The 24,104-nt window shown below is 59.0% G+C and carries 26 protein-coding genes; 18 read left to right on the forward strand and 8 right to left on the reverse strand.

Translation table 11 applies throughout. The features are described 5' to 3' along the window. Positions 1-32 precede the first annotated feature (32 nt). Genes AC8GFZ_RS11470 through selD form a run of 3 tightly spaced genes read left to right on the forward strand, consistent with a single transcriptional unit; the run spans position 33 to position 3,200 of the window. Positions 33-965: a DUF58 domain-containing protein gene (locus AC8GFZ_RS11470; RefSeq protein ID WP_506645117.1), complete on the forward strand. Its 933-nt coding sequence runs from the start codon at positions 33-35 to the stop codon at positions 963-965. Positions 966-967: 2 nt separating this feature from the next. Further along, positions 968-2,086: a vWA domain-containing protein gene (locus tag AC8GFZ_RS11475; protein ID WP_506645016.1), complete on the forward strand. Its 1,119-nt coding sequence runs from the start codon at positions 968-970 to the stop codon at positions 2,084-2,086. A gap of 46 nt (positions 2,087-2,132) precedes the next feature. Next, positions 2,133-3,200 (forward strand): selenide, water dikinase SelD, encoded by a 1,068-nt coding sequence (gene selD, locus AC8GFZ_RS11480; protein ID WP_506645017.1) that lies wholly within the window; start codon positions 2,133-2,135, stop codon positions 3,198-3,200. An 86-nt stretch (positions 3,201-3,286) separates the two neighbouring features. Here the strand turns inward: selD and AC8GFZ_RS11485 are convergent, their stop codons facing one another. Together AC8GFZ_RS11485 and AC8GFZ_RS11490 are read right to left on the reverse strand one after the other, a co-directional pair. Next, on the reverse strand, positions 3,287-4,402 hold the full coding sequence (locus AC8GFZ_RS11485) for an MraY family glycosyltransferase (RefSeq protein WP_506645018.1): 1,116 nt from the start codon (positions 4,400-4,402) through the stop codon (positions 3,287-3,289). A 208-nt stretch (positions 4,403-4,610) separates the two neighbouring features. Beyond that, positions 4,611-4,958: a hypothetical protein gene (locus tag AC8GFZ_RS11490; protein ID WP_506645019.1), complete on the reverse strand. Its 348-nt coding sequence runs from the start codon at positions 4,956-4,958 to the stop codon at positions 4,611-4,613. 256 nt (positions 4,959-5,214) lie between these two features. On the opposite strand from AC8GFZ_RS11490, the gene AC8GFZ_RS11495 reads away from it, so the two are divergent. Beyond that, entirely contained in the window at positions 5,215-5,424 is a 210-nt protein-coding gene (locus tag AC8GFZ_RS11495) for a hypothetical protein (protein ID WP_506645020.1), read from the forward strand. A gap of 7 nt (positions 5,425-5,431) precedes the next feature. Then, positions 5,432-5,935 (forward strand): cupin domain-containing protein, encoded by a 504-nt coding sequence (locus AC8GFZ_RS11500; RefSeq protein WP_506645021.1) that lies wholly within the window; start codon positions 5,432-5,434, stop codon positions 5,933-5,935. Positions 5,936-5,962: 27 nt separating this feature from the next. Here AC8GFZ_RS11500 and AC8GFZ_RS11505 read toward each other — a convergent pair whose 3' ends face one another. Continuing rightward, the gene (locus tag AC8GFZ_RS11505; RefSeq protein ID WP_506645022.1) at positions 5,963-6,940 is read right to left on the reverse strand and encodes an NADPH:quinone oxidoreductase family protein; all 978 of its coding nucleotides are present in this window, start codon (positions 6,938-6,940) and stop codon (positions 5,963-5,965) included. Between the two features lie 79 nt (positions 6,941-7,019). On the opposite strand from AC8GFZ_RS11505, the gene surE reads away from it, so the two are divergent. Genes surE through rlmD form a run of 4 tightly spaced genes read left to right on the forward strand, consistent with a single transcriptional unit; the run spans position 7,020 to position 10,939 of the window. Next, positions 7,020-7,784: a 5'/3'-nucleotidase SurE gene (gene surE, locus AC8GFZ_RS11510; protein WP_506645023.1), complete on the forward strand. Its 765-nt coding sequence runs from the start codon at positions 7,020-7,022 to the stop codon at positions 7,782-7,784. Continuing rightward, positions 7,781-8,629 carry a protein-L-isoaspartate(D-aspartate) O-methyltransferase gene (locus AC8GFZ_RS11515; RefSeq protein ID WP_506645024.1) on the forward strand — a complete coding sequence of 283 codons (849 nt, stop codon included), beginning with the start codon at positions 7,781-7,783 and terminating at the stop codon, positions 8,627-8,629. Before surE ends, AC8GFZ_RS11515 begins: the two co-directional genes overlap by 4 nt. A gap of 11 nt (positions 8,630-8,640) precedes the next feature. Next, a complete protein-coding gene (locus AC8GFZ_RS11520; RefSeq protein WP_506645025.1) occupies positions 8,641-9,558 on the forward strand; it encodes a peptidoglycan DD-metalloendopeptidase family protein in 918 nt (305 codons plus the stop codon). A gap of 7 nt (positions 9,559-9,565) precedes the next feature. Further along, entirely contained in the window at positions 9,566-10,939 is a 1,374-nt protein-coding gene (gene rlmD / locus AC8GFZ_RS11525) for a 23S rRNA (uracil(1939)-C(5))-methyltransferase RlmD (RefSeq protein ID WP_506645026.1), read from the forward strand. Between the two features lie 66 nt (positions 10,940-11,005). Here rlmD and AC8GFZ_RS11530 read toward each other — a convergent pair whose 3' ends face one another. Beyond that, positions 11,006-11,698 carry a Bax inhibitor-1/YccA family protein gene (locus tag AC8GFZ_RS11530; RefSeq protein WP_506645027.1) on the reverse strand — a complete coding sequence of 231 codons (693 nt, stop codon included), beginning with the start codon at positions 11,696-11,698 and terminating at the stop codon, positions 11,006-11,008. 167 nt (positions 11,699-11,865) lie between these two features. Between AC8GFZ_RS11530 and AC8GFZ_RS11535 the strand changes: the two genes are divergently transcribed. Beyond that, complete coding sequence (locus AC8GFZ_RS11535; protein ID WP_506645028.1) at positions 11,866-12,270, forward strand: GlcG/HbpS family heme-binding protein; 405 nt, start codon at positions 11,866-11,868, stop codon at positions 12,268-12,270. Between the two features lie 66 nt (positions 12,271-12,336). On the opposite strand, the gene ppsR is transcribed toward AC8GFZ_RS11535, so the two are convergent. Continuing rightward, the gene (gene ppsR / locus AC8GFZ_RS11540; RefSeq protein WP_506645029.1) at positions 12,337-13,158 is read right to left on the reverse strand and encodes a posphoenolpyruvate synthetase regulatory kinase/phosphorylase PpsR; all 822 of its coding nucleotides are present in this window, start codon (positions 13,156-13,158) and stop codon (positions 12,337-12,339) included. 196 nt (positions 13,159-13,354) lie between these two features. On the opposite strand from ppsR, the gene ppsA reads away from it, so the two are divergent. From ppsA to dnaB, 8 genes are all read left to right on the forward strand, one after another. Continuing rightward, the gene (gene ppsA / locus AC8GFZ_RS11545; protein WP_506645030.1) at positions 13,355-15,751 is read left to right on the forward strand and encodes a phosphoenolpyruvate synthase; all 2,397 of its coding nucleotides are present in this window, start codon (positions 13,355-13,357) and stop codon (positions 15,749-15,751) included. Positions 15,752-15,867: 116 nt separating this feature from the next. Then, positions 15,868-16,029, forward strand: a complete 162-nt coding sequence (locus tag AC8GFZ_RS11550) for a hypothetical protein (RefSeq protein ID WP_506645031.1) — start codon at positions 15,868-15,870, stop codon at positions 16,027-16,029. Next, on the forward strand, positions 16,029-18,035 hold the full coding sequence (locus tag AC8GFZ_RS11555; RefSeq protein WP_506645032.1) for a VC_2705 family sodium/solute symporter: 2,007 nt from the start codon (positions 16,029-16,031) through the stop codon (positions 18,033-18,035). Before AC8GFZ_RS11550 ends, AC8GFZ_RS11555 begins: the two co-directional genes overlap by 1 nt. 159 nt (positions 18,036-18,194) lie before the next feature. After that, entirely contained in the window at positions 18,195-18,560 is a 366-nt protein-coding gene (rpsF, locus tag AC8GFZ_RS11560) for a 30S ribosomal protein S6 (protein WP_506645033.1), read from the forward strand. 16 nt (positions 18,561-18,576) lie between these two features. Next, complete coding sequence (gene priB, locus AC8GFZ_RS11565) at positions 18,577-18,867, forward strand: primosomal replication protein N (protein WP_506645034.1); 291 nt, start codon at positions 18,577-18,579, stop codon at positions 18,865-18,867. Positions 18,868-18,879: 12 nt separating this feature from the next. Beyond that, positions 18,880-19,161: a 30S ribosomal protein S18 gene (gene rpsR / locus AC8GFZ_RS11570; protein WP_054255839.1), complete on the forward strand. Its 282-nt coding sequence runs from the start codon at positions 18,880-18,882 to the stop codon at positions 19,159-19,161. Positions 19,162-19,172: 11 nt separating this feature from the next. Then, positions 19,173-19,625, forward strand: a complete 453-nt coding sequence (rplI, locus tag AC8GFZ_RS11575; RefSeq protein WP_506645035.1) for a 50S ribosomal protein L9 — start codon at positions 19,173-19,175, stop codon at positions 19,623-19,625. A gap of 239 nt (positions 19,626-19,864) precedes the next feature. Next, positions 19,865-21,268 carry a replicative DNA helicase gene (dnaB, locus tag AC8GFZ_RS11580; RefSeq protein ID WP_506645036.1) on the forward strand — a complete coding sequence of 468 codons (1,404 nt, stop codon included), beginning with the start codon at positions 19,865-19,867 and terminating at the stop codon, positions 21,266-21,268. A 15-nt stretch (positions 21,269-21,283) separates the two neighbouring features. On the opposite strand, the gene AC8GFZ_RS11585 is transcribed toward dnaB, so the two are convergent. From AC8GFZ_RS11585 to AC8GFZ_RS11595, 3 genes are all read right to left on the reverse strand, one after another. Continuing rightward, the gene (locus AC8GFZ_RS11585; protein ID WP_506645037.1) at positions 21,284-22,756 is read right to left on the reverse strand and encodes a PhoH family protein; all 1,473 of its coding nucleotides are present in this window, start codon (positions 22,754-22,756) and stop codon (positions 21,284-21,286) included. Positions 22,757-23,104: 348 nt separating this feature from the next. Beyond that, positions 23,105-23,590 carry a peroxiredoxin gene (locus tag AC8GFZ_RS11590; protein ID WP_506645038.1) on the reverse strand — a complete coding sequence of 162 codons (486 nt, stop codon included), beginning with the start codon at positions 23,588-23,590 and terminating at the stop codon, positions 23,105-23,107. 129 nt (positions 23,591-23,719) lie between these two features. Further along, complete coding sequence (locus AC8GFZ_RS11595) at positions 23,720-24,097, reverse strand: Mth938-like domain-containing protein (protein ID WP_506645039.1); 378 nt, start codon at positions 24,095-24,097, stop codon at positions 23,720-23,722. Positions 24,098-24,104: the final 7 nt, after the last annotated feature.

Genomic DNA, 24,104 nt, shown 5'->3' on the forward strand with positions numbered 1-24,104 from the left:
GTGCCCCGCCGGCTTCTGCGCACCCCACGGCCATGCGCCAAGCCGAGGCTTTGATGCGGCGCTTGGAGTGGACGGTGATACGGCGCTTGGACGGCCAGTTGCAGGGCGACTACCGCACTTTGTTTCGCGGTGCGGGTTTGATGCTGGCCGATTTGCGCGAGTACCAAGCGCACGACGATGTGCGCCACATCGACTGGAATGTCACCGCCCGCATGCAAACCCCCTATGTGCGTGAGCACCAAGAAGACCGGGAAATGGCAGCTTGGTTTTTGGTCGACTTGTCGCGCTCGGTGGCCTTCGGCTCGGGTGCCACCAGCAAGCGCATGTTGGCTGCCGAGGTGGTGGGCGTGCTCGCGCGCATGCTCACCCGCCGTGGCAACCGGGTGGGTGCCATGGTCTATACCGGTGAACATGCCCACGCCGAATTCCACATCCCGGCGCGCTCAGGTCGGCGCCACATGCTGCACCTGTTGCAAACCGTGATGCAAGCGCAGGCCAACCAGCCCACCAGCGAGACACATTTGCAAAACTTGCTCAAGGACGCGCAAAACCTGATCCGCCGCCGCTCGACGATTTTTGTGGTGTCAGACTTCTTCAGCCAACCGGGGTGGGACCGTGGCTTGTCCCAATTGGCGCGCCGCCACGAGGTGGTGGCCCTGCGTTTGTGCGACCCCTTGGAGCGCCAATTGCCCGATGTGGGTTTGGTCTTGATGGAAGACGCGGAGACTGGCGAGCAGCTGCTGGTGGATACCCACGACGCCGCATTTCGTGAGCGCTTTGCCCAGGCCGCGAACCAGCGCGAGGCCGACTTGCGCGCCGCCTTGGTGCGTGCGGGCGTGGATGGCTTGGAGTTGCACACCGATCAAGCCTTGGACGAGGCCTTGATGCGTTTCACCCAGTTGCGCAAGCGGCGCAGCCAGGTGGCGGCCGGTGCCACCGCTTCTGCCGTGGCCGTGGGGGCTTGAGCGTGCTGGAGTTCTCGTCCATCCAATTTGTCTGGCCCCTGATGCTGTGGGCCTTGCTGCTGTGGCCCTTGATGGCCGCTGCCTACCTGTGGCTCACCCGACCTGGGCGCTGGCCGCGTTTGCATTTGCAGGTGCATGGCCCAAACAACGCTGTTGCTGCCCCCGCAACCGCAACCGCAACCGCAACCGCAACCGCAACCGCAACGCGCTGGCGTCTTTTGCGCTGGCCCAGCATGCCCGTGTGCCTGTGGGGTTTGGGCTTGGCCGCCGCTTTGCTGGCGCTGGCGCGACCGCAGGCGGTGTTGCTGCTGCCCAGTCGTTTGGACTCCGTCATGCTGGCCATCGACACCTCGGGCAGCATGCGCGCCACCGATGTGCTGCCTAACCGCTTGGAGGCGGCCCTGGCAGCGGTGCGCATCTTCATTGAAGAGCAACCGGTGCAGGTCAAAGTGGGCATCGTCAACTTGTCGGGCACGGCGTCTGTGGCCCAAGCCCCAACCACCCAGCGCGATGAACTGTTCAGGGCGATCGAAAACCTGCCCTTGCAGCGGGGCTCGGCCCTGGGCAGTGGCATCGTGGTGGCCTTGGCCAATTTGCTGCCGGGTTCGGGCATTGACCCCGAAAAAATCATCATGGAGGCCGACGGCCCACCCAAGCCCGATACCGGTCGGGCCCTGGTCGCCCCTGGGGATGCCTCGAACCAAGTCAAGCTCACACCGGGGGCCAACAAATCCATGGCCATCGTGCTCATCACCGATGGGCAAAGCAATATCGGCCCTGATGTGCTGAAGATGGCCCAACTGGCCGCCGATCATGGGGTGCGCGTCTACACCGTGGGCGTGGGCACGCCCGAGGGCGTGGTCTTGCGCGCGCAGGGCATGTCGATGCGGGTGCGGCTGGATGAGACGGTGCTGAAAAAAGTGGCCGAGATCACCGAGGGCAACTATTACCGCGCCAGCGATGCCCAGCAACTGCTGGAGGTGTACCGCCAGCTGGGCACCACCATTCGGCTGGAGAAACACCAACTCACCGAGGTCACTGCCGTGATGCTGGCGCTGGCCATGCTGTTGGTGTTGTCTGGCGGCTTGATCAATTTGCGCCGCCACGCCCGCGTGCTTTGAGTCGCGTTGGCGGCTGAGGCCTTGTCCCCGCTTATAGTGGCGGGCTATGCCAAACACCACCCCTGACCTGTCCCCGCGTTTAACCTCTTTGTCCCACGGTGGGGGTTGCGGTTGCAAAATAGCGCCCGGCGTCTTGCGCGAGATTTTGCAAGGCACCACCGCCATGATCATGCCGCCCGAAATATTGGTGGGCATTGCCACCTCGGACGATGCAGCGGTTTATCGGCTCAACGATGAGCAAGCCTTGATCGCGACCACCGATTTTTTCATGCCCATCGTCGATGACCCGATGGACTTTGGCCGCATTGCCGCCACCAACGCCTTGAGTGATGTGTATGCCATGGGCGGCACCCCCATCATGGCCTTGGCCTTGGTGGGCATGCCCATCAACGTGCTCAGCACCCAGGTGATTGGACAAATTTTGGAAGGTGGCAACCAAGCTTGCAAAGCAGCCGGCATTGTGGTGGCAGGGGGGCACACCATCGACTCGGTCGAGGCCATTTACGGTTTGGTGGCATTGGGCTTGGTGCACCCGTCGCGGGTCAAGCGAAATGCCGACGCCCAAGTGGGCGACCGTTTGATTTTGGGCAAGCCGATAGGCGTGGGGGTGCTATCGGCCCTGCTCAAAAAAGAGCAACTCTCAGCCCAAGGCTATGCCCAGATGCTGGGGGTGACCACCCAACTGAACACGCCCGGCCCGGTGTTGGCGGCCATCGATGGGGTGCATGCAATGACCGATGTCACCGGGTTTGGTTTGGCCGGTCATGCTTTGGAGATGGCGCGTGGCGCGGGTGCCACGGTGCGCTTGGACTGGTCGCGTGTGCCGGTGCTGCCGGGGGTGCGTGAGGGCGCGCTGGGCGGCGCCGTCACCGGCGCTTCGGGGCGCAATTGGCAAGGCTATGGCACCGATGTGGCGCTGTCAGCACACCTGGACCCGCTGGCCCAAACCTTGTTGACCGACCCCCAAACCAGCGGCGGCTTGTTGGTCAGTTGTGCGCCGGATTGCGTGGGCCAGGTGTTGGATGTGTTTGCCCGCATGGGCTTTGGCCAGGCCTGTGAAGTCGGTGAGGTGGTGGCCGCCCAAGCGACATCAGCGCCTTTGCAGGTGTATTGAAGTCAAAATGTGCAGACAGTCAAGCCGTGTGGCGGGCGTGTGCGGACTGGGGCGGCGGACGCAGCCTCAAGCGCCCGCCATGGCCTTCAAGCCCGGGCCCATTTCATGAGCCAGCGCGGGCTGCGAAAGCGCACGATGCGGCGGTAAAACTCGATGTAAAACAAGGCAAATACCGCCATGCACAGCAGCAATGCACTGGTCTGGGTGTGAAAAACGCAGGCCAAGCCCGCGGGCACCGCCGATAAGACAAAGCCATATGCGGCCACCTGGGCGTTGGCGGTGTTTTTCTCAGTCGCACTCAGATGCAAGCCCGGTCGCAGCACCAAGCGGCGGTAAATCAAGGTGTGCAAATGCAAGGCATCGGGGTGGTTGATGGGGTGGGTGCGCACAAATTTGCGCCGGTACATGCTGTAGACCGTCTCAACCAAGGGGTAAATGCCGACCAACACCGGGGCCATGGGGGAAATTTCGGGCGTGCGGTGGGGAATCATCAGGCCCAAAAAGACCACCCAAAAACCCAGCAGGTAGGCCCCGCCATCGCCCAAGAAAATTTTGCCCCAGGGCCAATTCCACACCAAAAAGCCCAGCGTGGCCCCAGCGCCGAGCAAGCACCAGCGAAACACCATGGCGTCTTCGGCCAGCCAGGCCAAGCCCGCAATGCCGGCCAAAAAGGCCATCACGCTGCCCGAGGCCAAACCATGAAATCCGTCAATGATGTTGATGGCATTGACAAAACCTGCAATGACCAAGGCGGTCAGCAAAAAAGCCGCAAAGGGCAAGGACAAAAACAAGTCAATGATGTAGATGTCGGTGCGCATGACACCCAACTGAAACACCACATACACCACCGCCGAGGAGGCCAGAGCCATCAGCAAGCGCATATTGGGAGATACCTTTTGGGTCAGGTCTTCCACCAAGCCGCCAATGAACACCGGCGCGCAGGCCAGCATGACCCAAGCACCCAGCCAACCGTCCTTGGGGAAGTACGGGTAAGAGACCCCAAAGCCGAACAACATCCCGGTAAAAATGGCCACGCCACCCAAACGCGAGGTGGTTTGGGCATGGAATTTCTGCACCCCGGAGCCCTTGTCCATGCCCCAATGCCAATGCGCACTGACCCATATCAACAGGCCGGCAGTCAGCACCGAAGCGGCCAGTCCTGTCAGCGGGGGGATCCAATACAAAGGGTTGAAAGACATCATGGGGTTCAACTGCAAATGGCATTGACCATGTGCCATGCCGACAAATATTATCGTTGATTGAAACTATCTGGGTCGGGACACAAGCCCATCTCCGTGACATCCATTGTGCACCTTCGATAGCTGTGTCTGACCTGCCGCCGGCAGGGGTGGGCAGGGCTTGCGTTTGGTGGCCAGCGGCGATGGGGCAAAAGGTCCCTGGCGCAGGGCGTCACCCGGCCAGGAGTTTCATTTCTTGCGATATGCGCTCGTAATGGGCCAGCGCCAACTCGGTGGGCTTGAGGTATTTGGTGCGCCGATTGCCTTCGACAAAGACATGCTCAATCAAACCTTGGCCGCGCAGCGCCTCGAGTTTGCGGTGGATGCTGGCCGGCGAAGCAATGTGTTTGAGCTCCATGGCCTTGGTCACTTGCAAGGGCGTGCCTTCGAGTTCGCCCAGGGCGATGACCTCCAGCAATTTGATGCACTCTTGGTCGAGGTCCCGAAAAGGGGCTTGGTTTTCCATGGAAAGAACGATTTTGACCAGGCGCAAATACGCCAGGGCAGCATGGCTGGACATCCGAATACCTTTCTGGGATGGTTCACTGTTCCATTACTCAATCAATCAGGTGATTGAATTTTGGGTGCGGGCGGATTCTAGTGCCCCACTGACCGGCTTTTAGTACCCAAGGTGACAAATAGGTCATCAAACCATCGGCGGATGTGGAAAGCGGTAGCCACGTGAACAGGGTGGATGAAAACACCAAGCCCGCAGGGGGGCTTGGGCTTGTTAAAGTAAGCCCCTTGATCCACCCCGCCACCACAGGAGCCAGGCCATGAGCGAAGACGCACAAGTTCCCCAAAAACCCAACCCGGTCCACCTCATGCTGGGCATCATTTTTGGTTTGATTGTGATTTTTTTGCCTCGGGCTTTGGGGCCTGAGTCCCGGGATGGCTTTTTGCAATACGTGTTTCAGGTCATCTCTTTGTGCCTGTGTATTTACTTGATAGGGCGTTTTGCCCAAAGTCGAAGCCCCAAACATTAACCACCCCATGACCGATCACCACCCCCACGACCACCCGCACACCCATGTGCCCACCGACTGGAAGCACGACGGGGTGCGTGTGGTCCCTGGCAATCAGCTCGACGGCAATGTGCCCTCAACCCCGGGCATGGACCGCAAAGCGGCGATCAACTTTGCCCGCGTCGGGGCACAAAAGCTGTGGGCGGGCACGGTCACCATCCATGCCAATGCCAAAACGGGTGCCCACCACCATGGGCATTTGGAGAGTGTGATTTATGTGGTCAAGGGGCGCGCCCGCATGCGCTGGGGTGAGCATTTGGAGTTCACCGCCGAGGCCGGGCCGGGTGACTTTATTTACGTGCCGCCGTATGTGCCGCACCAAGAAATCAATGCCAGCCCTACCGAGGTGCTGGAGTGCGTGCTGTGCCGCAGCGATGGCGAAGCGGTGGCGATCAATTTGGACATCGCGCCCGCCGAGCCGCCCGAGCAGGTGTTGTGGGTGGACCCCACCCATCCCCACGGCGGGGTTTGATGCCCCAGGGCCCGGGGCGTGGGGCCCTCAGGGATTGACCATCACCAACTTGCCCATCACCCGGCGTGAACCCATCAAGGCATAGGCTTCGTGCAACTGGGCCATGGGCAGAGTGCGGTCAATCACCGGTTTGATCTTTCCCTGGGCATACCACTGGGCGAGTTCGCCCATCATGGCCTGGTTGGCAGCGGCCTCTCGCTTGGCGTAGTCGCCCCAAAACACGCCCACCACTGACGCGCCTTTGAGCAAGGTCAGGTTCAAGGGCAGTGAGGGGATGGGGCCAGCGGCAAAGCCCACCACCAAATAGCGCCCGCGCCAGGCGATGGAGCGAAAGGCCGGTTCGGTGTATTCGCCACCCACCGGGTCGTAAATCACATCGGGCCCTTTGCCATCGGTCAGGGCTTTGATGCGTTCGCGCAGGTTTTCGCTGGCGTAGTTGATGCTGGCGTCTGCGCCTTGGGCCAAGCACAGTTGGCATTTTTCGTCGCTGGAAGCGGCGGCGATCACCCGTGCGCCCACCGCTTTGGCAATTTGTATGGCCGAGGTGCCGACACCCCCGGCCGCACCCAACACCAGCACGGTCTCGCCAGCGCGCAACTGCGCGCGGTCGATCAAGGCATGGTGCGAGGTGGCGTAAATCATGATGAAAGCCGCCGCATCCACCGCTGGGAAGTTGGCGGGCAAAGGCACACACTGATCGGCCTTGGCGATGGTGTGGGTGGCAAAGCCACCGGTACCCGACAAGCAGGCAACGGCTTGACCCACCTGCAAGTGGCGCACCCCTTCGCCCAGGCTTTGCACCACGCCGGCCCATTCGGAGCCGGGCACAAAAGGCAAGCTGGGTTTGAACTGGTATTTGTTTTGAACGATGAGCAAATCGGGAAAATTCAAGCTGGCGGCTTGGATTTGCACCAACACCTCACCCGGGCCTGGCGTGGGGGTGGGCAGTTCTTTCCAGATCAGTTGATCAACGCCAGTGGGGGTTTCGCAGAGCCAGGCATGCACGGTGTTTCTCCTTGGTTGGGGAGCCGAGATTATGGCGGTGGAGTGGGTCATACAATCTGCACTTCTAGGATGGGCGCGCATGAAAATTTTGATTTGCAACGACGATGGCTACCAAGCGCCCGGCATCGAGGCCTTGTACCAGGCGATGCGCTCTTTGGGTGAGGTGGAGGTGGTGGCCCCCGAGCACAACAACAGTGCCAAATCCAACGCCCTGACCTTGTACGCGCCTTTGTATGTGCGCGATGCCCCGAATGGTTTTCGCTATGTCAATGGCACGCCGGCCGACTGTGTGCACATTGCGCTCACGGGTTTGCTCGGCTACCGCCCTGATTTGGTGGTCTCGGGCATCAACAACGGTGCCAACATGGGCGACGACACCATTTATTCCGGCACGGTGGGCGCGGCGATGGAGGCCTATTTGATGGGCGTGCCCGCCTTGGCCTTTTCCCAGCATGAAAAAGGCTGGGCGCACATCGAGGACGCAGCCCGCAAAGCCCGCGACTTGGTGCATGGTTTGATCGCCGGTGGCCAACTGCAAGCCCCGCCTTGGTTGCTGAATGTCAATATCCCGAACTTGCCCTATGCGCAACTCGATCGGGTGCAGGTGTGTCGTTTGGGGCGGCGCCATGCCGCCGAGCGCGTCATCACCCAAGAAAGCCCGCGCGGCGAGACCATGTATTGGATTGGTGCTGCCGGAGCGGCCAAAGACGATGCCGAAGGCACCGACTTCCATGCCATGCACCAAGGTGTGGTCACGGTCACGCCACTGCAAATTGACCTGACCGAGCATGATCAACTGTCGGCTTGGCAAAACCACTTGAGCGCGGTGGACCGCACCGCATGAAGCAGCGACCCTCGTTCCCCGCCCGCATGCCAGCTGGGGATGCGCCAAAGGGCAAAGTGACGAGCCCAGGCCCAAACCCTGCATCCGGACTGCCAAGGACCAACCCTGCGCTGACCCCCAACCCAGCGCGTGCCCCAAAACCAGAACGCCCCAAGGCGGCCACGCTTGCCCCTTTGCCCGCGGGCTTGGGTTTGGACTCTTCGGCGGTGCGTGCGAGCATGGTGCGCAAATTGGTGCAAGGCGGCTTGAGCGACCCCGAAGTGCTCGCGGCCATGGGCCAGGTGCCGCGTCATCAATTTGTCGATTCGGCCTTGGTCACCCAGGCTTACGAGGACACCAGCTTGCCCATTGGTTTGGGGCAAACCATTTCCAAGCCCAGCGTGGTGGCGCGCATGATTGAGTTGTTGCGCCAAGGGGCTTTGATGCAAGCCGATGGCCGCATGGGGCGGGTGTTGGAGATTGGCACTGGCTGTGGGTACCAAGCGGCGGTGCTCAGCTGTGTGTCGCGCGAGGTCTACAGCATCGAGCGCTTGCGCGGCTTGCACGACAAGGCCCGTGACAACCTGCGCCCTTTGCGCCTGGCCAACTTGCATTTGTTGTTTGGTGATGGCATGTTGGGCTACCCCAAAGGGGCACCTTATGCCGCCATCATTGCCGCCGCTGGGGGTGAGGCCGTGCCCTCGGCATGGATCGAGCAGCTCGCGGTGGGTGGCCGGCTGATTGCGCCCACGCTCACGGCCAATGGCCAGCAGGCCTTGGTGGTGATCGATAAAACCCTCCAGGGATTGCATCAGCAGCAATATGAGGCCGTTCATTTTGTCCCCCTAAAATCGGGCGTCGCTTAATGAGGGTTGGGATGAATTCCGTGCCGCGTAGCTGGGGTCTGTGGGTTGTTGCTTTGTTGCTGGCCATTGGCATGGCGGGATGCGCTTCGCGATCGGGCTTTCCGGCGCCGGTCGAAGACCGGGGCAGCAGCCTTGGGCGACTTCCCCCACCGCCGCCACCCAGCCCGGCTTCTGCCAGCCGCCCGTCGGCACGCCCAGATCCGCAAACCTTGCCCGGTTATGAGAACATGGGCAAACCAGGTTTTTACACCGTCAAACCGGGTGATACCTTGATCCGCATCGGTTTGGATGCAGGCCAAAACTGGCGCGATTTGGTGCGCTGGAACAAGATTGACAACCCCAATTTGCTGGAAGTTGGGCAGGTGCTTCGCGTCGTGTCACCGGACCAAACACCAGCCCCCGAGGCGGTGGTGATCAAACCTGTCACAGCGCCCACCGTTGTCAATGCTGCTGGGCCTGACAGCAAGCTGGCCACAGCCGCCCCGCCCACCCCTTCGCTTCCTTCGACCGGTGTGGCCGCAGGAACGCCTGCCGCATCGACCCCTGGCATGGCCGACAGTGATGGCCTGGCTTTTATCTGGCCGCACAACGGCACTGTCACGGCTGGTTTTGACGAAGCCAAAAACAAAGGCCTGGACCTGGCGGGCAAGGCCGGCGATCCCGTGCTGGCCGCCGCCGATGGCAAGGTGGTGTACGCGGGGTCTGGTTTGCGCGGTTATGGCAACTTGGTAATCATCAAACACAACAACACATTTTTAAGCGCCTACGCACACAACCAAGCTTTGTTGGTGCGCGAGGACCAATCGGTCAAGCGCGGTCAAACCATTGCCCAAATGGGCAACAGCGATGCTGACCAGGTGAAGCTGCATTTTGAAATTCGCCGTCTGGGCAAGCCGGTGGACCCCGTTAAATTCTTGCCCCCCCGTTGAAGCCCGCGTGAGTCCCAAGCCTTTGCCCGAACTCGACATCGAGTCGCTCGATCACGATGCCCAAGGTGTGGGCCACAGCATGGAGGGCAAGGTGGTGTTTGTCGAAGGTGCGCTGACTGGTGAGCGGGTGAGCGCCATCATCCACCGCAGCAAGAACCAATGGGAGCAGGGGACTTTGCAGGCCGTCTTGCATGAAAGCTCCCAACGGGTCAAACCACACTGTCCGCATTTTGGTTTGCACGCCGGTGCTTGCGGGGGCTGCAAGATGCAGCACTTGCACCCCATGGCCCAATTGGCGGTCAAACAAAGGGTGATGGAAGACAACTTGTGGCATTTGGGCAAGGTCAAGCCCGAGCGCGTCTTGCGCCCCATCCAAGGCCCAGATTGGGGCTATCGATATCGGGCACGCCTGTCGGTGCGCTGGGTGCAAAAAAAAGGCGAGGTGTTGGTGGGCTTTCACGAGCGCAAAAGCCGCTATGTGGCCGACATGCAGGTCTGCCCGGTGCTCCCGCCCCAAGTGAGTGCCATGTTGCTGCCGCTGCGAGCGCTCTTGGGCGGCATGCAAGCGCGCAGCACCTGTCCCCAAATTGAATTGGCCGGCGGCGACCGCACCACCGCCTTGGTGCTGCGCCATTTGGAGCCCTTGAGCCCCAGCGATTTGCAAGCCTTGCGCGACTTTGCCATCCAGCATGGGGTGGAGTGGTGGCTGCAGCCCAAAGGACCGGACACAGCCCACCGTTTGGACAACGCGGCCTCTGACTTGTTTTATGCCTTGCCCGAATTTGGCATCCAGTTGCCCTTCAAGCCCACCGATTTCACCCAGGTCAACCCCCGCATCAACCGTGTGTTGGTGCAGCAAGCCTTGCAACTGTTGGATGTTCAAGGCAACGAGCGGGTGATCGACTGGTTTTGTGGTCTGGGCAACTTCACCTTGCCCTTGGCCACCCAAGCCGCTGAGGTCTTGGGGGTGGAGGGGAGCGCTGCCTTGGTGCAACGGGCCCATGACAACCTGGGCTTGCAGAAAACCCGATTGGCCCCCACCCGTTTTGTTGCGCGCAATTTGTTTGAGATGACGGCACCAGCCCTGGTGCAAGATGGCGTGGCCGACAAGTGGCTGATGGATCCGCCCCGAGAAGGTGCCTTCGCGCTGAGCAAGGCCTTGGCCGATGCCATTCAAAACCCCGCCGAGCACCCTGGCTGGCAACCGCCGCAGCGGATTGTGTATGTCAGTTGCAACCCAGCCACCCTGGCCCGAGACGCGGGCTTGCTGGTGAATGTGGCCGGTTACCGTTGCACGGCAGCCGGCGTGGTGAACATGTTTCCGCACACCGCCCACGTGGAGAGCATGGCGGTGTTTGACAGGATGCCACCGAGCCCATGACAAAAGGCCCCGAAGGGCCTTTTGCAGGAGAGGGCCAAAGAAGGTTGGCCGTCGTTGGGGAGAAACTTAATCGCGTTCGCCGCCCATGATGCCCAGCAAAGCCAGCAGGCTTTGGAACACATTCATGATGTCCATGTACAAGGACAAAGTGGCACTGATGTAGTTGGTCTCGCCGCCATCAATGATTTGTTTGATGTCATACAGCATGTAGGCGCTGAAGATACCAATTGCCAACATGGAGATGGCCATCATGCCGGCCGATGAACCGACAAACACGTTGATGATGCTGCCCACCATCAGCACCATGGCGCCAACGAACAACCATTTGCCCATGCTGCTCAAGTCGCGCTTGATCACGGTAGACAAGCTGGCCATCAGGAAAAACACACCGGCTGTGCCACCAAAAGCGGTCATGATCAGCTCGGCGCCGTTTTTAAAGCCCAGCACCATGGCGATCATGCGCGAGAGCATGATGCCCATGAAAAAGGTGAAGGCCAACAAGACCGGCACGCCTTTGGCTGTGTCTTTGGTCTTTTCGATGGCGTACATGAACCCAAAGGCGCCCACCAAGAAAACCACCAAGCCCACGCCACCCGACATGGCCCGGCTCAGGCCTGTGACCACACCCAGCCAAGCACCCAGCACCGTTGGCACCATGCTCAGGGCCAGCAGCCAATAGGTGTTGCGCAACACCCGGTTGCGCTCAGCGGGGGTGGTGGTGACGTATTGGTAATCCATCGTTTGGTATGAATCGCTCATGACACAGTCTCCAAAGTTACTCTGCACATGCAGATGGCGATATTCTAGGAGGATTCAAGTCCCCACCCACAATATGCCTAAGCCTTGTAGGTTTATGCCGTTTCCAGTGGGTGTCGCAGATTTATCCCCCTCTGCCGTGATGGCGCAGGTTTGCTAACATCATTGCCATGAAAAACAAACCCACCCTTGAACACTCCGATCTGCAGCGCATGGCCGCTGCCGCCCAAGCTGAAGCCTTGAAAAACCAATGGGCTGTGTCCTTTGCCATCGTCGATGACGGCGGACATTTGCTGTGGTTTGAACGCATGGACGGCGCAGCACCGAGCACGTCGTACATGGCACCGGCCAAGGCCAACACCGCAGCACTGGGCCGGCGTGAGAGCCGCATTTACGAAGAAATGATCAACGGCGGGCGCTATGCCTTTTTGAGCGCCCCCAACCAACAAGGTTTGTTGGAGGGCGGTGTGCCGATCATCAAGGACGGGCAAGTGATTGGTGCGGTGGGCGTAAGTGGCGTGAAATCCCAAGACGACGCCCAAATCGCCCGCGCAGCCATCGCTGCACTGGGTTGAAGGCCCGCTCCATCGGGGCGAGTCACACAAACGCGTTGCGCGAACCCCCATCGCTGCGGCAACCCGCTAATAAGTCAGGCGCTCAGGCCTGACTTCTTGCAAGATGGTGGTGGCAATTTCTTCGATGCTTTTGGTGGTGGTAGATAACCAGCGGATGCCTTCGCGGCGCATCATGGCCTCGGCTTCGCTGACCTCGTAGCGGCAGTTGTCCAAACTGGCATACCGCGAACCGGGCCGACGCTCGTTGCGGACCTCGCTCAAACGCTCGGGAAGAATGCTCAGGCCAAACACCTTTTTGCGAAAAGCTTGCGCCGCAGAGGGAAATTGCTGGCGCTCGAAATCCTCGGGTATCAGTGGGTAGTTGGCGGCCTTGATGCCGTACTGCATGGCCAAATAAAGGCTGGTTGGGGTTTTGCCACTGCGGCTCACACCCACCAAAATCACATCGGCTTTGTCCAAATCGCGGCTGAGTTGGCCGTCGTCGTGCGATAGGCTGAAATTGATGGCCTCGATGCGGTCATGGTAGGCCTGGCTTTTGCTGACATCCGAAAAACGACCAACCCGGTGGTTGGAAGTGATGCCCAATTCGGCTTCCAAGGGGTTAACAAAGGTGCCAAACATATCGAGCAACAAGGCTTTCACGCCGTTGCGAATCACGCCCAAAACATTCTCATCGACCAAGGTGGTGAACACAATCGGGCGGCGGCCCTCCAACTCGGCGGTGTGGTTGATTTGGCGCACCGCTTGGTGCGCCTTGTCCACCGTGTCCACAAACGGCAAACGCACATGGCGGGACTTGATTTCAAACTGCGCCAAGATGGCGTTGCCAAAGGTTTCAGCAGTGATGCCAGTGCCGTCAGAGACAAAAAAGACCGTGGGGTTGGGCATGGGTGCTTTCAAAGGGGGTGGGCCCAAACGCAGGCCTACAATCTGTCCATTATCCAAATTTATACATGACAAACCGTTTCTACACACCCAAAAAAACACAACTCCGCTGTGTGGGAGCGTTTGCACATGGGCCACACGGGCTTGAACATCAGCCCCGGCTTGGCGCCACACCGGTTTTAACTTCCGGAGCTTCCCCATGTCTGCACTCTTCAGCCCGACCGCCTTGGTCGTACCGTTTGAAAACCTGAGAATGACCGATGTCGAGGCCGTTGGCGGTAAAAACGCCAGCCTCGGCGAGATGATTTCTCAGCTCCCCGCAGGAGTCCGCGTCCCCACCGGCTTTGCCACCACTGCACATGCTTTCAGACAGTTTTTGCACCACGAAGGTTTGGACGCACGCATTGCCCAGCGCTTGACCAGTTTGGACACCGAAGATGTGCGTGCCCTGGCCCTGGCGGGTGCCGAAATCCGCCAGTGGCTGATGGATCAGCCGTTTCCCGCCGATTTGGAAGCGGAGATCCGCGCAGCGCATTCGGTTTTGTGTGCCGGTCAGCTGGATGCCTCATTGGCGGTGCGCTCTTCGGCCACTGCCGAGGATTTGCCCGACGCATCCTTTGCCGGCCAGCAAGAGACCTTTCTCAATGTGACGGGTATTGAAGATGTGTTGTTGAAGATGCGCGAGGTGTTTGCCTCGCTCTACAACGACCGCGCCATCAGTTACCGGGTGCACAAAGGATTTGCCCATGCTGATGTGGCTTTGTCGGCTGGGGTCCAGCGCATGGTGCGCTCGGACTTGGGGGCGGCAGGGGTGATGTTCACCATGGACACCGAAACCGGTTTTGACCAAGTGGTGTTCATCACATCGAGCTACGGCTTGGGCGAGACAGTGGTGCAAGGTGCCGTCAATCCTGACGAGTTTTATGTGCACAAGCCCATGCTCAAAGCCGGGCACAAGGCGGTGATTCGCCGCAGCCTGGGCTCCAAATTGATCCAAATGGTGTTCGCCACCCCTGAGCAGCGTGCCCAGGGCGGTAAATTGGTTCACACCGAGGATGTGCCCACCGAGATGCGCAACCGCTACTCGTTGACCGACGATGAGGTGCAGCAGTTGGCGGCTTACGCTTTGGTCATCGAAGCGCACTATGGCCGGGCGATGGACATTGAATGGGGCAAGGACGGTGTGGATGGGCAGCTTTATATCTTGCAAGCCCGCCCAGAGACCGTGAAAAGCCAGCAAAAAGACCAGGTCGAACACCGCTTCAAGCTCAAAGCCCAGGGAACTGTATTGGCCCAAGGCCGTGCCATCGGCCAAAAAATTGGCGCCGGACCGGTGCGCTTGGTCAACCACATCGATCAAATGGATCTGGTGCAAGCGGGGGATGTGTTGGTCACCGACATGACCGACCCCAACTGGGAGCCGGTGATGAAGCGCGCCAGCGCCATCGTCACCAACCGCGGCGGGCGCACCTGCCACGCGGCCATCATCGCCCGCGAGTTGGGCATCCCTGCGGTGGTCGGTTGTGGCGACGCCACCGAACACCTCAAATCGGACCAACTGGTCACAGTCAGTTGTGCCCAGGGCGATACCGGTTTTATCTATGACGGTCTGCTGCCCACCGAGGTGAGCGAGGTCGCGCGCGGCACCATGCCCGAGATCGCCACCAAAATCATGATGAACGTGGGCAACCCGCAGTTGGCGTTTGATTTTTGCCAACTGCCCAACCAAGGTGTGGGCTTGGCCCGGCTGGAGTTCATCATCAACAACAACATTGGCATTCACCCCAAGGCCATCTTGGATTACCCCAATGTCGACTCTGACCTGAAAAAAGCGGTGGAATCGGTGGCCCGTGGCCATGCCTCGCCGCGTGCGTTTTATGTGGACAAAGTGGCGGAGGGTGTGGCCACCATTGCCGCGGCTTTTTGGCCCAAGCCGGTGATTGTTCGCTTGTCCGACTTCAAGTCCAACGAGTACCGCAAACTCATCGGGGGCAGCCGGTACGAGCCCGAAGAAGAAAACCCCATGCTGGGTTTTCGCGGTGCAGCGCGTTACCTCAGCGCTGACTTTGGCCCAGCCTTTGCCATGGAGTGCGAAGCCCTGCGCCGGGTGCGTTTGGACATGGGTTTGCGCAATGTGCAAGTCATGGTGCCGTTTGTGCGCACCTTGGGGCAGGCCGAGCGCGTGACCCAGTTGTTGGCCCAGCACGGTTTGCAACGTGGACAAGACGATTTGAAATTGATCATGATGTGCGAAGTGCCCAGCAACGCCATTTTGGCGGCTGACTTTTTGCAATTTTTTGACGGTTTCTCCATCGGCTCCAACGACCTGACCCAACTCACTTTGGGCTTGGACCGTGACTCGGGATTGGAATTGTTGGCCGCTGATTTTGACGAACGCGACCCGGCGGTTTTGGCCATGCTCGAGCGCGCCATCGATGCCTGTCATGCAGCCGGCAAATACGTGGGTATTTGCGGTCAAGGCCCCAGCGACCATGCCGACTTTGCCTTGTGGTTGGCCCAAAAAGGCATCAGTTCCATCTCGCTCAACCCCGATAGCGTGATCCAAACTTGGAAATCGCTGGCTGCGCCGACCTAAACACTAGGGGCAACCCCAGCCCTTGAGCTTCGGAAAACTGCTAAAACCAAGGTGTGGACCCCGAAATCAATTCCCCATCTTCACACCCTGGACACCGCGCTTGGTGGGCATTGTGTTTGACGATGCTCGCCACCTTGGCCGCCTTGGCCTGGGTTTGGCTGACGCCAGATCAATCGGGGTGGCATTTTTGGTGGGTGGCCCAGGCCATGCCGGTGGCTTATGTGCTGTTGCTGTGGTGGGTGCATGGCATCCGCTGCGATGAACCCGGCCAGCGGTGATGGGTGAGGCCTGGAGCTGGCGCATGGTGGCGGGCGCCAGTTTGGGTGCTTTGCTGATGGCCTTGTCCTTGTGGCTGGCCGAGACTTGGGGTGTTTCCAAATCCAGCATCAATGTGGCTTTTTTGGTGCTGTCGATTGTGGGCTATGCCGCGATTGGCTTGGTGTGCCGAACCACCTTGTTCAACGAATACTATGTGGCTGGGCGTCGCATTGGGGCGCCCTTCAATGGCATGGCCACGGCGGCCGATTGGATGTCGGCAGCCACTTTCATGGGGTTGACCGGATTGCTGATTTCCGATGGGTTTGTTGGCGATGGTGCACATGCCGGAGGCTTGGCTTATGTGTTGGGTTGGACCGGTGGGTTTTGTTTGTTGGGTATTTTGTTCGCCGGCAAGATCAACCAATCGGGTGCCACCACCATCCCCGAATTGTTGGGCCAGCGGCTCGACAGCACGGCTGTGCGCTGGCTGGGTGCAGCAGGTGCCATCTTGTGCTCAGGCGTTTATTTGGTGGCGCAAATTTATGCCATCGGCCTGGTCGCTTCGATGTTGTCGGGAATGAACTTTGAGCTGGGTGTTTTTTTGGCATTGGGTGGCGTCTTGCTCTGTTCCTTTTTGGGCGGCATGCGGGCGGTGACCTGGACACAGGTGCTGCAATGTGTGGTCATCGTCTCGACCATGGTGACGTTGGCGGTGGCCGTGGCATGGCATCTTCACGGCAGTGCTTTGCCCTCTTGGGGCGCAGGCATGGGCTTGCAGGCGATGGCCCAACGGGTGCGTGACATCCAAATAGATCCGGCCGAGGCGCAATCCAAGGCCATCATGCGCGAAAGACTGGCCGAATTGGAGCGCAAGATCGCCGACCCCGAGCAAGCCCGCTTTGCTGAGCGGCAGTTGTTGGGTGCCAAAATTGCAGATTTGAAGCTGCAAAACAGCCCCGTGCGCGATATCCAACGCTTGGAGGCCAACCCGGTTTGGCACGACAGCGACAGCCACCGTTTGGTCCAGGTCTGGCAACGCGAGCGCGGCCTGATCCAGCAAGAGCTTCAGCGCGCCATTGGCTTTGAGCGCGGGAGCGCCAGCGTGATTCACCACGGCTTGCTCAACACAATTTGTTTGGTGTTGTGCTTCATGATGGGAACGGCCTCCTTGCCCCATGTGCTGATGCGGTCGCTGACCACCCCCACAGCACGGCAGGCCCAACAGTCGATTGTTTGGACCTTGTTCTTTGTGGTCATTGTCTACCTGTGCGCGTCGAGCTTGGCGGTGATGATCAAACAGGTGGTCTTGACCGATTTGGTGGGCTCGGCCATGGGTGCCCTGCCGGAATGGGCGCAAAACTTACGGTTGCGAAAACCGGCCTTGTTGACCCTCAACGATCACAATGGCGATGGCCTGGTTCAGTGGGCCGATGTGCGCTTGGCCACCGACTATTTGGTGCTGGCAGCACCTGAGATTTTGGGCATTTCTGCTGTGTTCACCGGCCTGATTGCCGCTGGTGCTTTGGCCGCTGCCTTGTCCACCGCGGATGGATTGTTGTTGACCATCTCCAATGCCTTGGCCCACGACATGTATTTCCAAACCCTGGCCCCCCAGGCCACGCCCATTCGCCGGGTGATGCTGTCCAAAATTTTGTTGATGCTGGTGGCTTTGGTGGCGGCCTGGATCGCAACCTATCGACCCGTGGACATTTTGTTTTGGGTCTCTTGCGCTTTCTCCTTGGCCGCATCGTGTTTTTTCCCCGTTTTGTTGCTCAGCTTGTATTGGCCGGGGTTTAGCCGTGCGGGGGCCGTGGGAGCCATGGTGTCGGGGACCTTGTTGGCGCTTTGGTACATAGGCGCCCATTCTCTGGCCGCTGCGGGCTTGGGGGCCGTGGATGGGCTTTGGTGGGGCGTGGCGCCGGTGAGTGCCGGCGTTTTTGGCGTGCCCCTGGGCTTGTTTGTGGGTATTTTGTTGAGCAAAATATGGCCCCCAACCCGTTCCGCACCATTGTCCGCTGCGGCTTGAGGCGACCCAAACTGCCCCAAAAATTCAATGGGGATTGGGTGCGCACGACGACCTGACCCAACTGTGCACAAAAGCGGGTGCGCGTTCGCCTATAATCTTGGGTTTCCCTTGCCGCACCCCATCAGACGCTGGGGGCGGCTTCATCCACAAGGAGTCTGCATGCGTCATTATGAAATCATCTTGCTCATCCATCCGGATCAGAGCGAACAAGTTCCAGCCATGCTGGAGCGCTACAAAGGCATGATCACCGCTGGCGGCGGCGTGATCCACCGGGTTGAGGACTGGGGTCGGCGTCAGCTGACCTACATGATCAACAAACTGGCCAAGGCGCATTACCTGTGCATCAACATCGAAGCCAGCCAAGCGGTGATGGCAGAAATCGAACATGCGTTCAAGTTCAATGACGCTGTGCTGCGCCACCTCACCGTTCAAAAGAAGAAGGCCGATACTGGTCCTTCCTCGATGATGAAGAGTGTGGAACGCGAAGAGGCCCGCAAGGCCCAGCAAGCGGACTTTTCTGCCTGAGGTCGATCGGCTGGGTGTGAACCAGTTGGTTTTGACGGCACGCATCGCAGAGGTCAGTCCTTTGCGGTACACCCCAGCGGGATTGCCAGTTTTGGAATTGCGACTCGAACACGAGTCAGAGCAGCAAGAAGCCGGAACCCCGCGAACCGTCAAAACCTCTGTCAAAACCATTGCGGTGGGCCTGATGGCCGAACGCATTGGCCACCAAGCCCTCGACAGTTGCTGGTTGTTCAAAGGCTTTTTGGCCACCACCCGCAACGCCAAGCACCCTGTTTTTCATTTGCAAGATTTTCAGCCCAACACATAGGAGGCCCAAGCCATGGCCACGTTCAAGAAATTCAACAAAGACAAGCGCCCCAAGCGCAACACCCAGTCCCTGCTGTTCAAGCGCAAGCGCTTTTGCCGTTTCACGGTTGCTGGCGTGGAAGAGATTGACTACAAAGATGTCGACACCTTGCGCGACTTCATTGCCGAAAACGGAAAAATCATTCCCGCACGCCTGACCGGCACCCGGGCCATTTACCAACGCCAACTCAACACCGCCATCAAGCGTGCCCGCTTTTTGGCCATGTTGCCCTACAGCGACCAACACAAAATCTAAGGGAACACATCATGCAAATCATATTGCTCGACAAGGTGGTGAACCTTGGCAATCTGGGTGAAGTCGTCAAGGTCAAAGACGGTTATGCCCGTAATTTCCTGATCCCTTCGGGCCGCGCTCGCCGCGCCACCGCAGACGCCATCAAAGAGTTTGAAGTGCGCCGCGCTGATCTGGAAAAGGCGGCTGCTGAAAAGTTGGCCCAAGCCCAAGCGGCTGGTGAAAAGTTGGCGGGCACCACCGTCAAGCTGACCCAAAAGGCCGGTGTGGATGGCCGCTTGTTTGGCTCGGTGACCAATTTCGACATCGCCGAAGAGCTGGTCAAAGCCGGCTACACCCTCACCAAAGCCCAGGTACGCATGCCCCATGGCCCTATCAAGGTGGTCGGCGACTCTGCAGTCAGCGTGTCTTTGCACACCGATGTGGTGGTGGAAGTCAACGTGTCGGTGTACGGCGAAACCGCCTGATCTGGCCGAACAGAACGCAAAAGCCGTTGCTTGCAACGGCTTTTGCACTTTTGGCGCTCAGATGCGCATCAATACGGGTGGTTTGAGTTCTTGCCCGTTTGCGTGGGCATGGAGGGCCAGTGTGCATACTTTCGAATTCTGGGCTTGGCTTGTCCCCCGTCTGTGCACCACTTATGCACAGACTTGTACCGTGACAGCGCGACACACTGGCTATACGATCGTGCTTTAGAAGGAATTTCATGTCAGCTGTTTTTTCCAGCATCGAAGAACTGTCCAGCAAAGACCGGCAAGTGGCGCAGTTGCGCATTCCGCCGCACTCCATCGAAGCCGAGTCCAGTGTGTTGGGTGGGCTTTTGCTGGACAACTCAGCCTGGGACCGGATTGGCGACATGCTGCAAGACGGGGATTTTTACCGCTACGAGCACCGCCAAATATTTGCCTCTTTGACGGCTTTGATCAACACCAGCCGGCCGGCCGATGTGATCACCGTCTTTGAGCATTTGCAAGGGGTGGGCAAGGCCGAGGAGATTGGGGGCTTGGCGTACCTCAATGCCTTGGCCCAGTACGTGCCCAGTGCCAGCAACATCCGCCGCTATGCGGAAATCGTGCGCGAGCGTTCGATTTTGCGCAAACTGGTGTCGGTCAGCGATGAAATCGCCACCCAGGCTTTCAACCCGCAGGGCAAGCAGGTTTCGCAAATCCTTGATGAGGCCGAACAAAAAGTCTTCAGCATTGGCGAAGAGGGTTCACGCATGCGCCAAGGCTTTCAGGCCATGAACACCTTGGTCGTGAGCTTGATGGACCGTGTCCAGGAGATGGCCGATAACCCGAATGACATCACCGGCGTGCCCACTGGTTTTTATGATTTTGACCGCATGACCTCGGGCTTGCAGCCCGGCGATCTGGTGGTGTTGGCGGCCCGCCCCTCCATGGGCAAAACCGCGTTGGCCATCAACATTGCTGAGCATGTGGCTTTACAAGAGCAATTGCCGGTGGCGGTGTTCTCCATGGAGATGGGCGCCAGTCAGTTGGCGGTGCGCATCGTGGGCTCCATCGGCCGCATTGACCAAACCCATTTGCGCACCGGCAAACTCACCGACGAGGAGTGGCCGCGCTTGACCGAGGCCATTGAGCGTTTGCGCGATGTGTCCTTGCACATTGATGAGACGCCAGGCCTCAACACCAGCGAGCTGCGCGCCAATGCCCGGCGTCTGGCGCGCCAGTGCGGCAAGATGGGCCTGATCGTGGTCGATTATTTGCAGCTGATGTCGGGCTCGAGCAACGAATCTGACAACCGGGCCACCGAACTGGGTGAGATTTCTCGCGGTTTAAAAATGCTGGCCAAAGAGCTGCAATGCCCGGTGTTGGCCTTGTCGCAGCTCAATCGCAGTGTCGAGACCCGCACCGACAAGCGGCCCATGATGAGCGATTTGCGCGAGTCTGGCGCCATTGAGCAAGATGCCGACGTCATCATGTTCATCTACCGCGATGACTATTACAACAAGGACTCCAAAGAGCCGGGTGTGGCCGAGGTCATCATCGCCAAGCAGCGCAATGGCCCGACGGGCACAGTCAAGCTGACCTTCCTCAAGCACATCACCAAATTCGAGTCTTACGCGGCCAGCTCCAACGGCGACTATTGAAGTCGCCGTGGCTCATCAGAGCGCGTCGCTGGCAAAGTCAGCCAAGCGAGAGCGCTCACCACGGGCCAGGGTGATGTGTCCGCCATGGGGCCAACCTTTGAACCGATCCACGGCAAAGGTCAGACCCGACGAGCCTTCCGTCAGGTAAGGCGTATCGATTTGGGCCAAATTGCCCATGCAAATGATCTTGGTGCCAGGGCCGGCACGGGTGATCAAGGTTTTCATTTGCTTGGGCGTCAGGTTTTGCGCCTCATCGATGATCACGATTTTGTTCATGAAGGTGCGCCCGCGCATGAAGTTCATGCTCTTGATCTTGATGCGGCTGCGGATCAATTCGTTGGTGGCGGCGCGTCCCCATTCACCGGCCGAGGTTTCGGTTTTGGCCAAGGCTTCGAGGTTATCGTCCAAGGCCCCCATCCAGGGGCCCATTTTTTCTTCTTCGGTGCCAGGTAAAAAACCAATGTCTTCGCCCACACTGACGGTGGCGCGGGTCATGATGATCTCGGTGTAACGGCGCTCGTCCAGCACCTGGGTCAGGCCGGTGGCCAGCGCCAGCAAGGTCTTGCCGGTGCCAGCGGTGCCGGTCAGGGTGACAAAGTCAATCTCAGGGTCCATCAGCAGGTTGACGGCAAAGTTTTGCTCGCGGTTGCGCGCATTGATGCCCCATACCGCATTTTTCGGGTGGGTGAAGTCTTTCAAGGTTTTGAGGGTGGCGGTTTTCCCCCGCACCTCGGTGACCCGGGCATACATGCTGGGCTCGCCAGGGGACTCAAAGTAAACGAACTGGTTGATGTGCAAACTCGGCACGATGGGGCCGCTCACCCGGTAGAAGGTGTGGCTGGCGCTTTGCCAGCTTTCAATGTTTTTGGCATGCTTGACCCAAAAATCTTCACTCAGGCTCAATGCGCCTGAGTAAAGCAGATCGCCATCTTCAAGGGTCTTGTCGTTTTGGTAGTCTTCTGCCGCCAAGCCCAAGGCGCGCGCCTTGACGCGCATGTTGATGTCTTTGGACACCAGCACCACTTCGCGCGGTGCATGCAATTTGCGCAGGGCCTCGACTACCCCCAGAATTTGGTTGTCTGCTTTGCCTTGGGGCAGGCTGCTGGGCAAAGAAACTTCTAGGTGACTGGTCTGGAAAAACAAACGCCCACCCACTTCTTTGTGCCCTGTGCTGTTGAGCGCCAAGCCCACCGCCATGTCCGCACCGGGATGGGCCGCCAAACTGTCCAAGCTGCGGCTGGTTTGGCGCGCATTGCGGGCCACTTCGGTCATGCCTTTTTTGTGCCCATCGAGTTCCTCCAGAACAATCATGGGCAGAAAAACATCGTGCTCTTCGAATCGAAACAAGCACATGGGGTCGTGCATCAGCACGTTGGTGTCGAGCACAAACAGCTTGGCAGGACCGCTGGGGGCCTTTTTCTTGGGTTTGGGTTCGGTTTTGGCCGTTGGTGAGCCCTTGTCAGCTGTTTTGCTGATGGGGCTAGGCATCGATTTTTCCAAGTACAGAACCACATTCGGCCCTGGCTCGGGTGCGCGCGTTGGTGACGGAGGTTCCGAGCGTTTGGCTTTCGGGGGGCGCTGCTGAGACCATTCTGTGGTGGAGGTCGTGGCCGCAGATGTTTCCAGGGCGTCGGTGCGAAGCAGGGCGGCGCGTTTGCCAGGGGGGGGAGGGAGTGGCATGGTCTATGGTTTTAGAGGGGATGGCGGGGGAGGGTTCAGAAGCGAAAAAGCCGCCAGGTAAAGCTGGCGGCTGATGTTGAAGTGGGCGAAAAATGGTTCCAAGGCGGCTAACCGTCTAGGGAGATCGATCGCTTGGCATTCGAACGGTGAGGGCTATCACGCGGTTTTTTCGGCTTTTTTGAGTGCCTTGACAGATTTCAAAACCTCATCAATGTGGCCGGGCACTTTGAGGCCACGCCACTCTTGCTTGAGCAAACCATCTGCGCCAATCAAAAAGGTGCTGCGCTCAATGCCTTTAACCTTTTTGCCATACATGATTTTGTTTTTCACCACACCGAACATGTGACACATTTTTTCTTCGGTGTCGGCGATCAGTTCAAAAGGCAATTCCAGTTTGGTCTTGAAATCGTCGTGGGATTTCATGTTGTCGCGGGAAACGCCAAAAATAACCGCACCGGCTTTGGCAAAGTCTTTGTATTTGTCGCGAAACTGCATGGCCTCTGTGGTGCAGCCAGGGGTGTTGTCTTTGGGGTAAAAATACAAAATCACCATTTGTCCATGGTGAGATGTGTTGGAGACTTTCAGCCCCCCGGTGGCATTCGCTTCAAATTCAGGGAGGGGTTTGTTGACAACGATCGCCATGGTTTCTTGATCTCTTGAGACAGTGGGGCAGCAGCGTGGTGACACATCAACCGGCCAACTGTCATGTTTGGCACAGGTACCGCAGCTCCCAATTTTAACGCCTTTTGCCCTCAGGCCCTGCCTTGAGCGTCAGGCAGGCCTTTGCACGATCAAAGCCGCTGCCACATGCCGCCCTTCACCCGCCAAAATGTTGTAGGTTCTGCATGCCGCTTGGGTGTCCATGGTTTCGATGCCCAACCCCAACTGGATCAAGCCTTGCAAGCAATGGGCGGGCGGAAATTGCAGGCGCCGCCCACTTCCAAAAATCAGCAATTCAATACCCAATTCGTATACCGCCTGAAAATGTGCGGGCGTCAAATCATCGGGGTGTTGGCATGGCCAAGCCAAAAGAGCCCCTTTGGAGCTGATGATCACGCTGTGCTCGACTTTGTCCCCATTGATGCCGATCCAGCCCTCGCCATAGCCGGTCACGGCCAAGACATCCATGCGATCGGGTTGAAGTTTCATCGGGGCC

The sequence above is a fragment of the Limnohabitans rimovensis (SeqCode) genome (genome assembly GCF_965234775.1).
GTDB lineage: Bacteria > Pseudomonadota > Gammaproteobacteria > Burkholderiales > Burkholderiaceae_C > Limnohabitans > Limnohabitans rimovensis.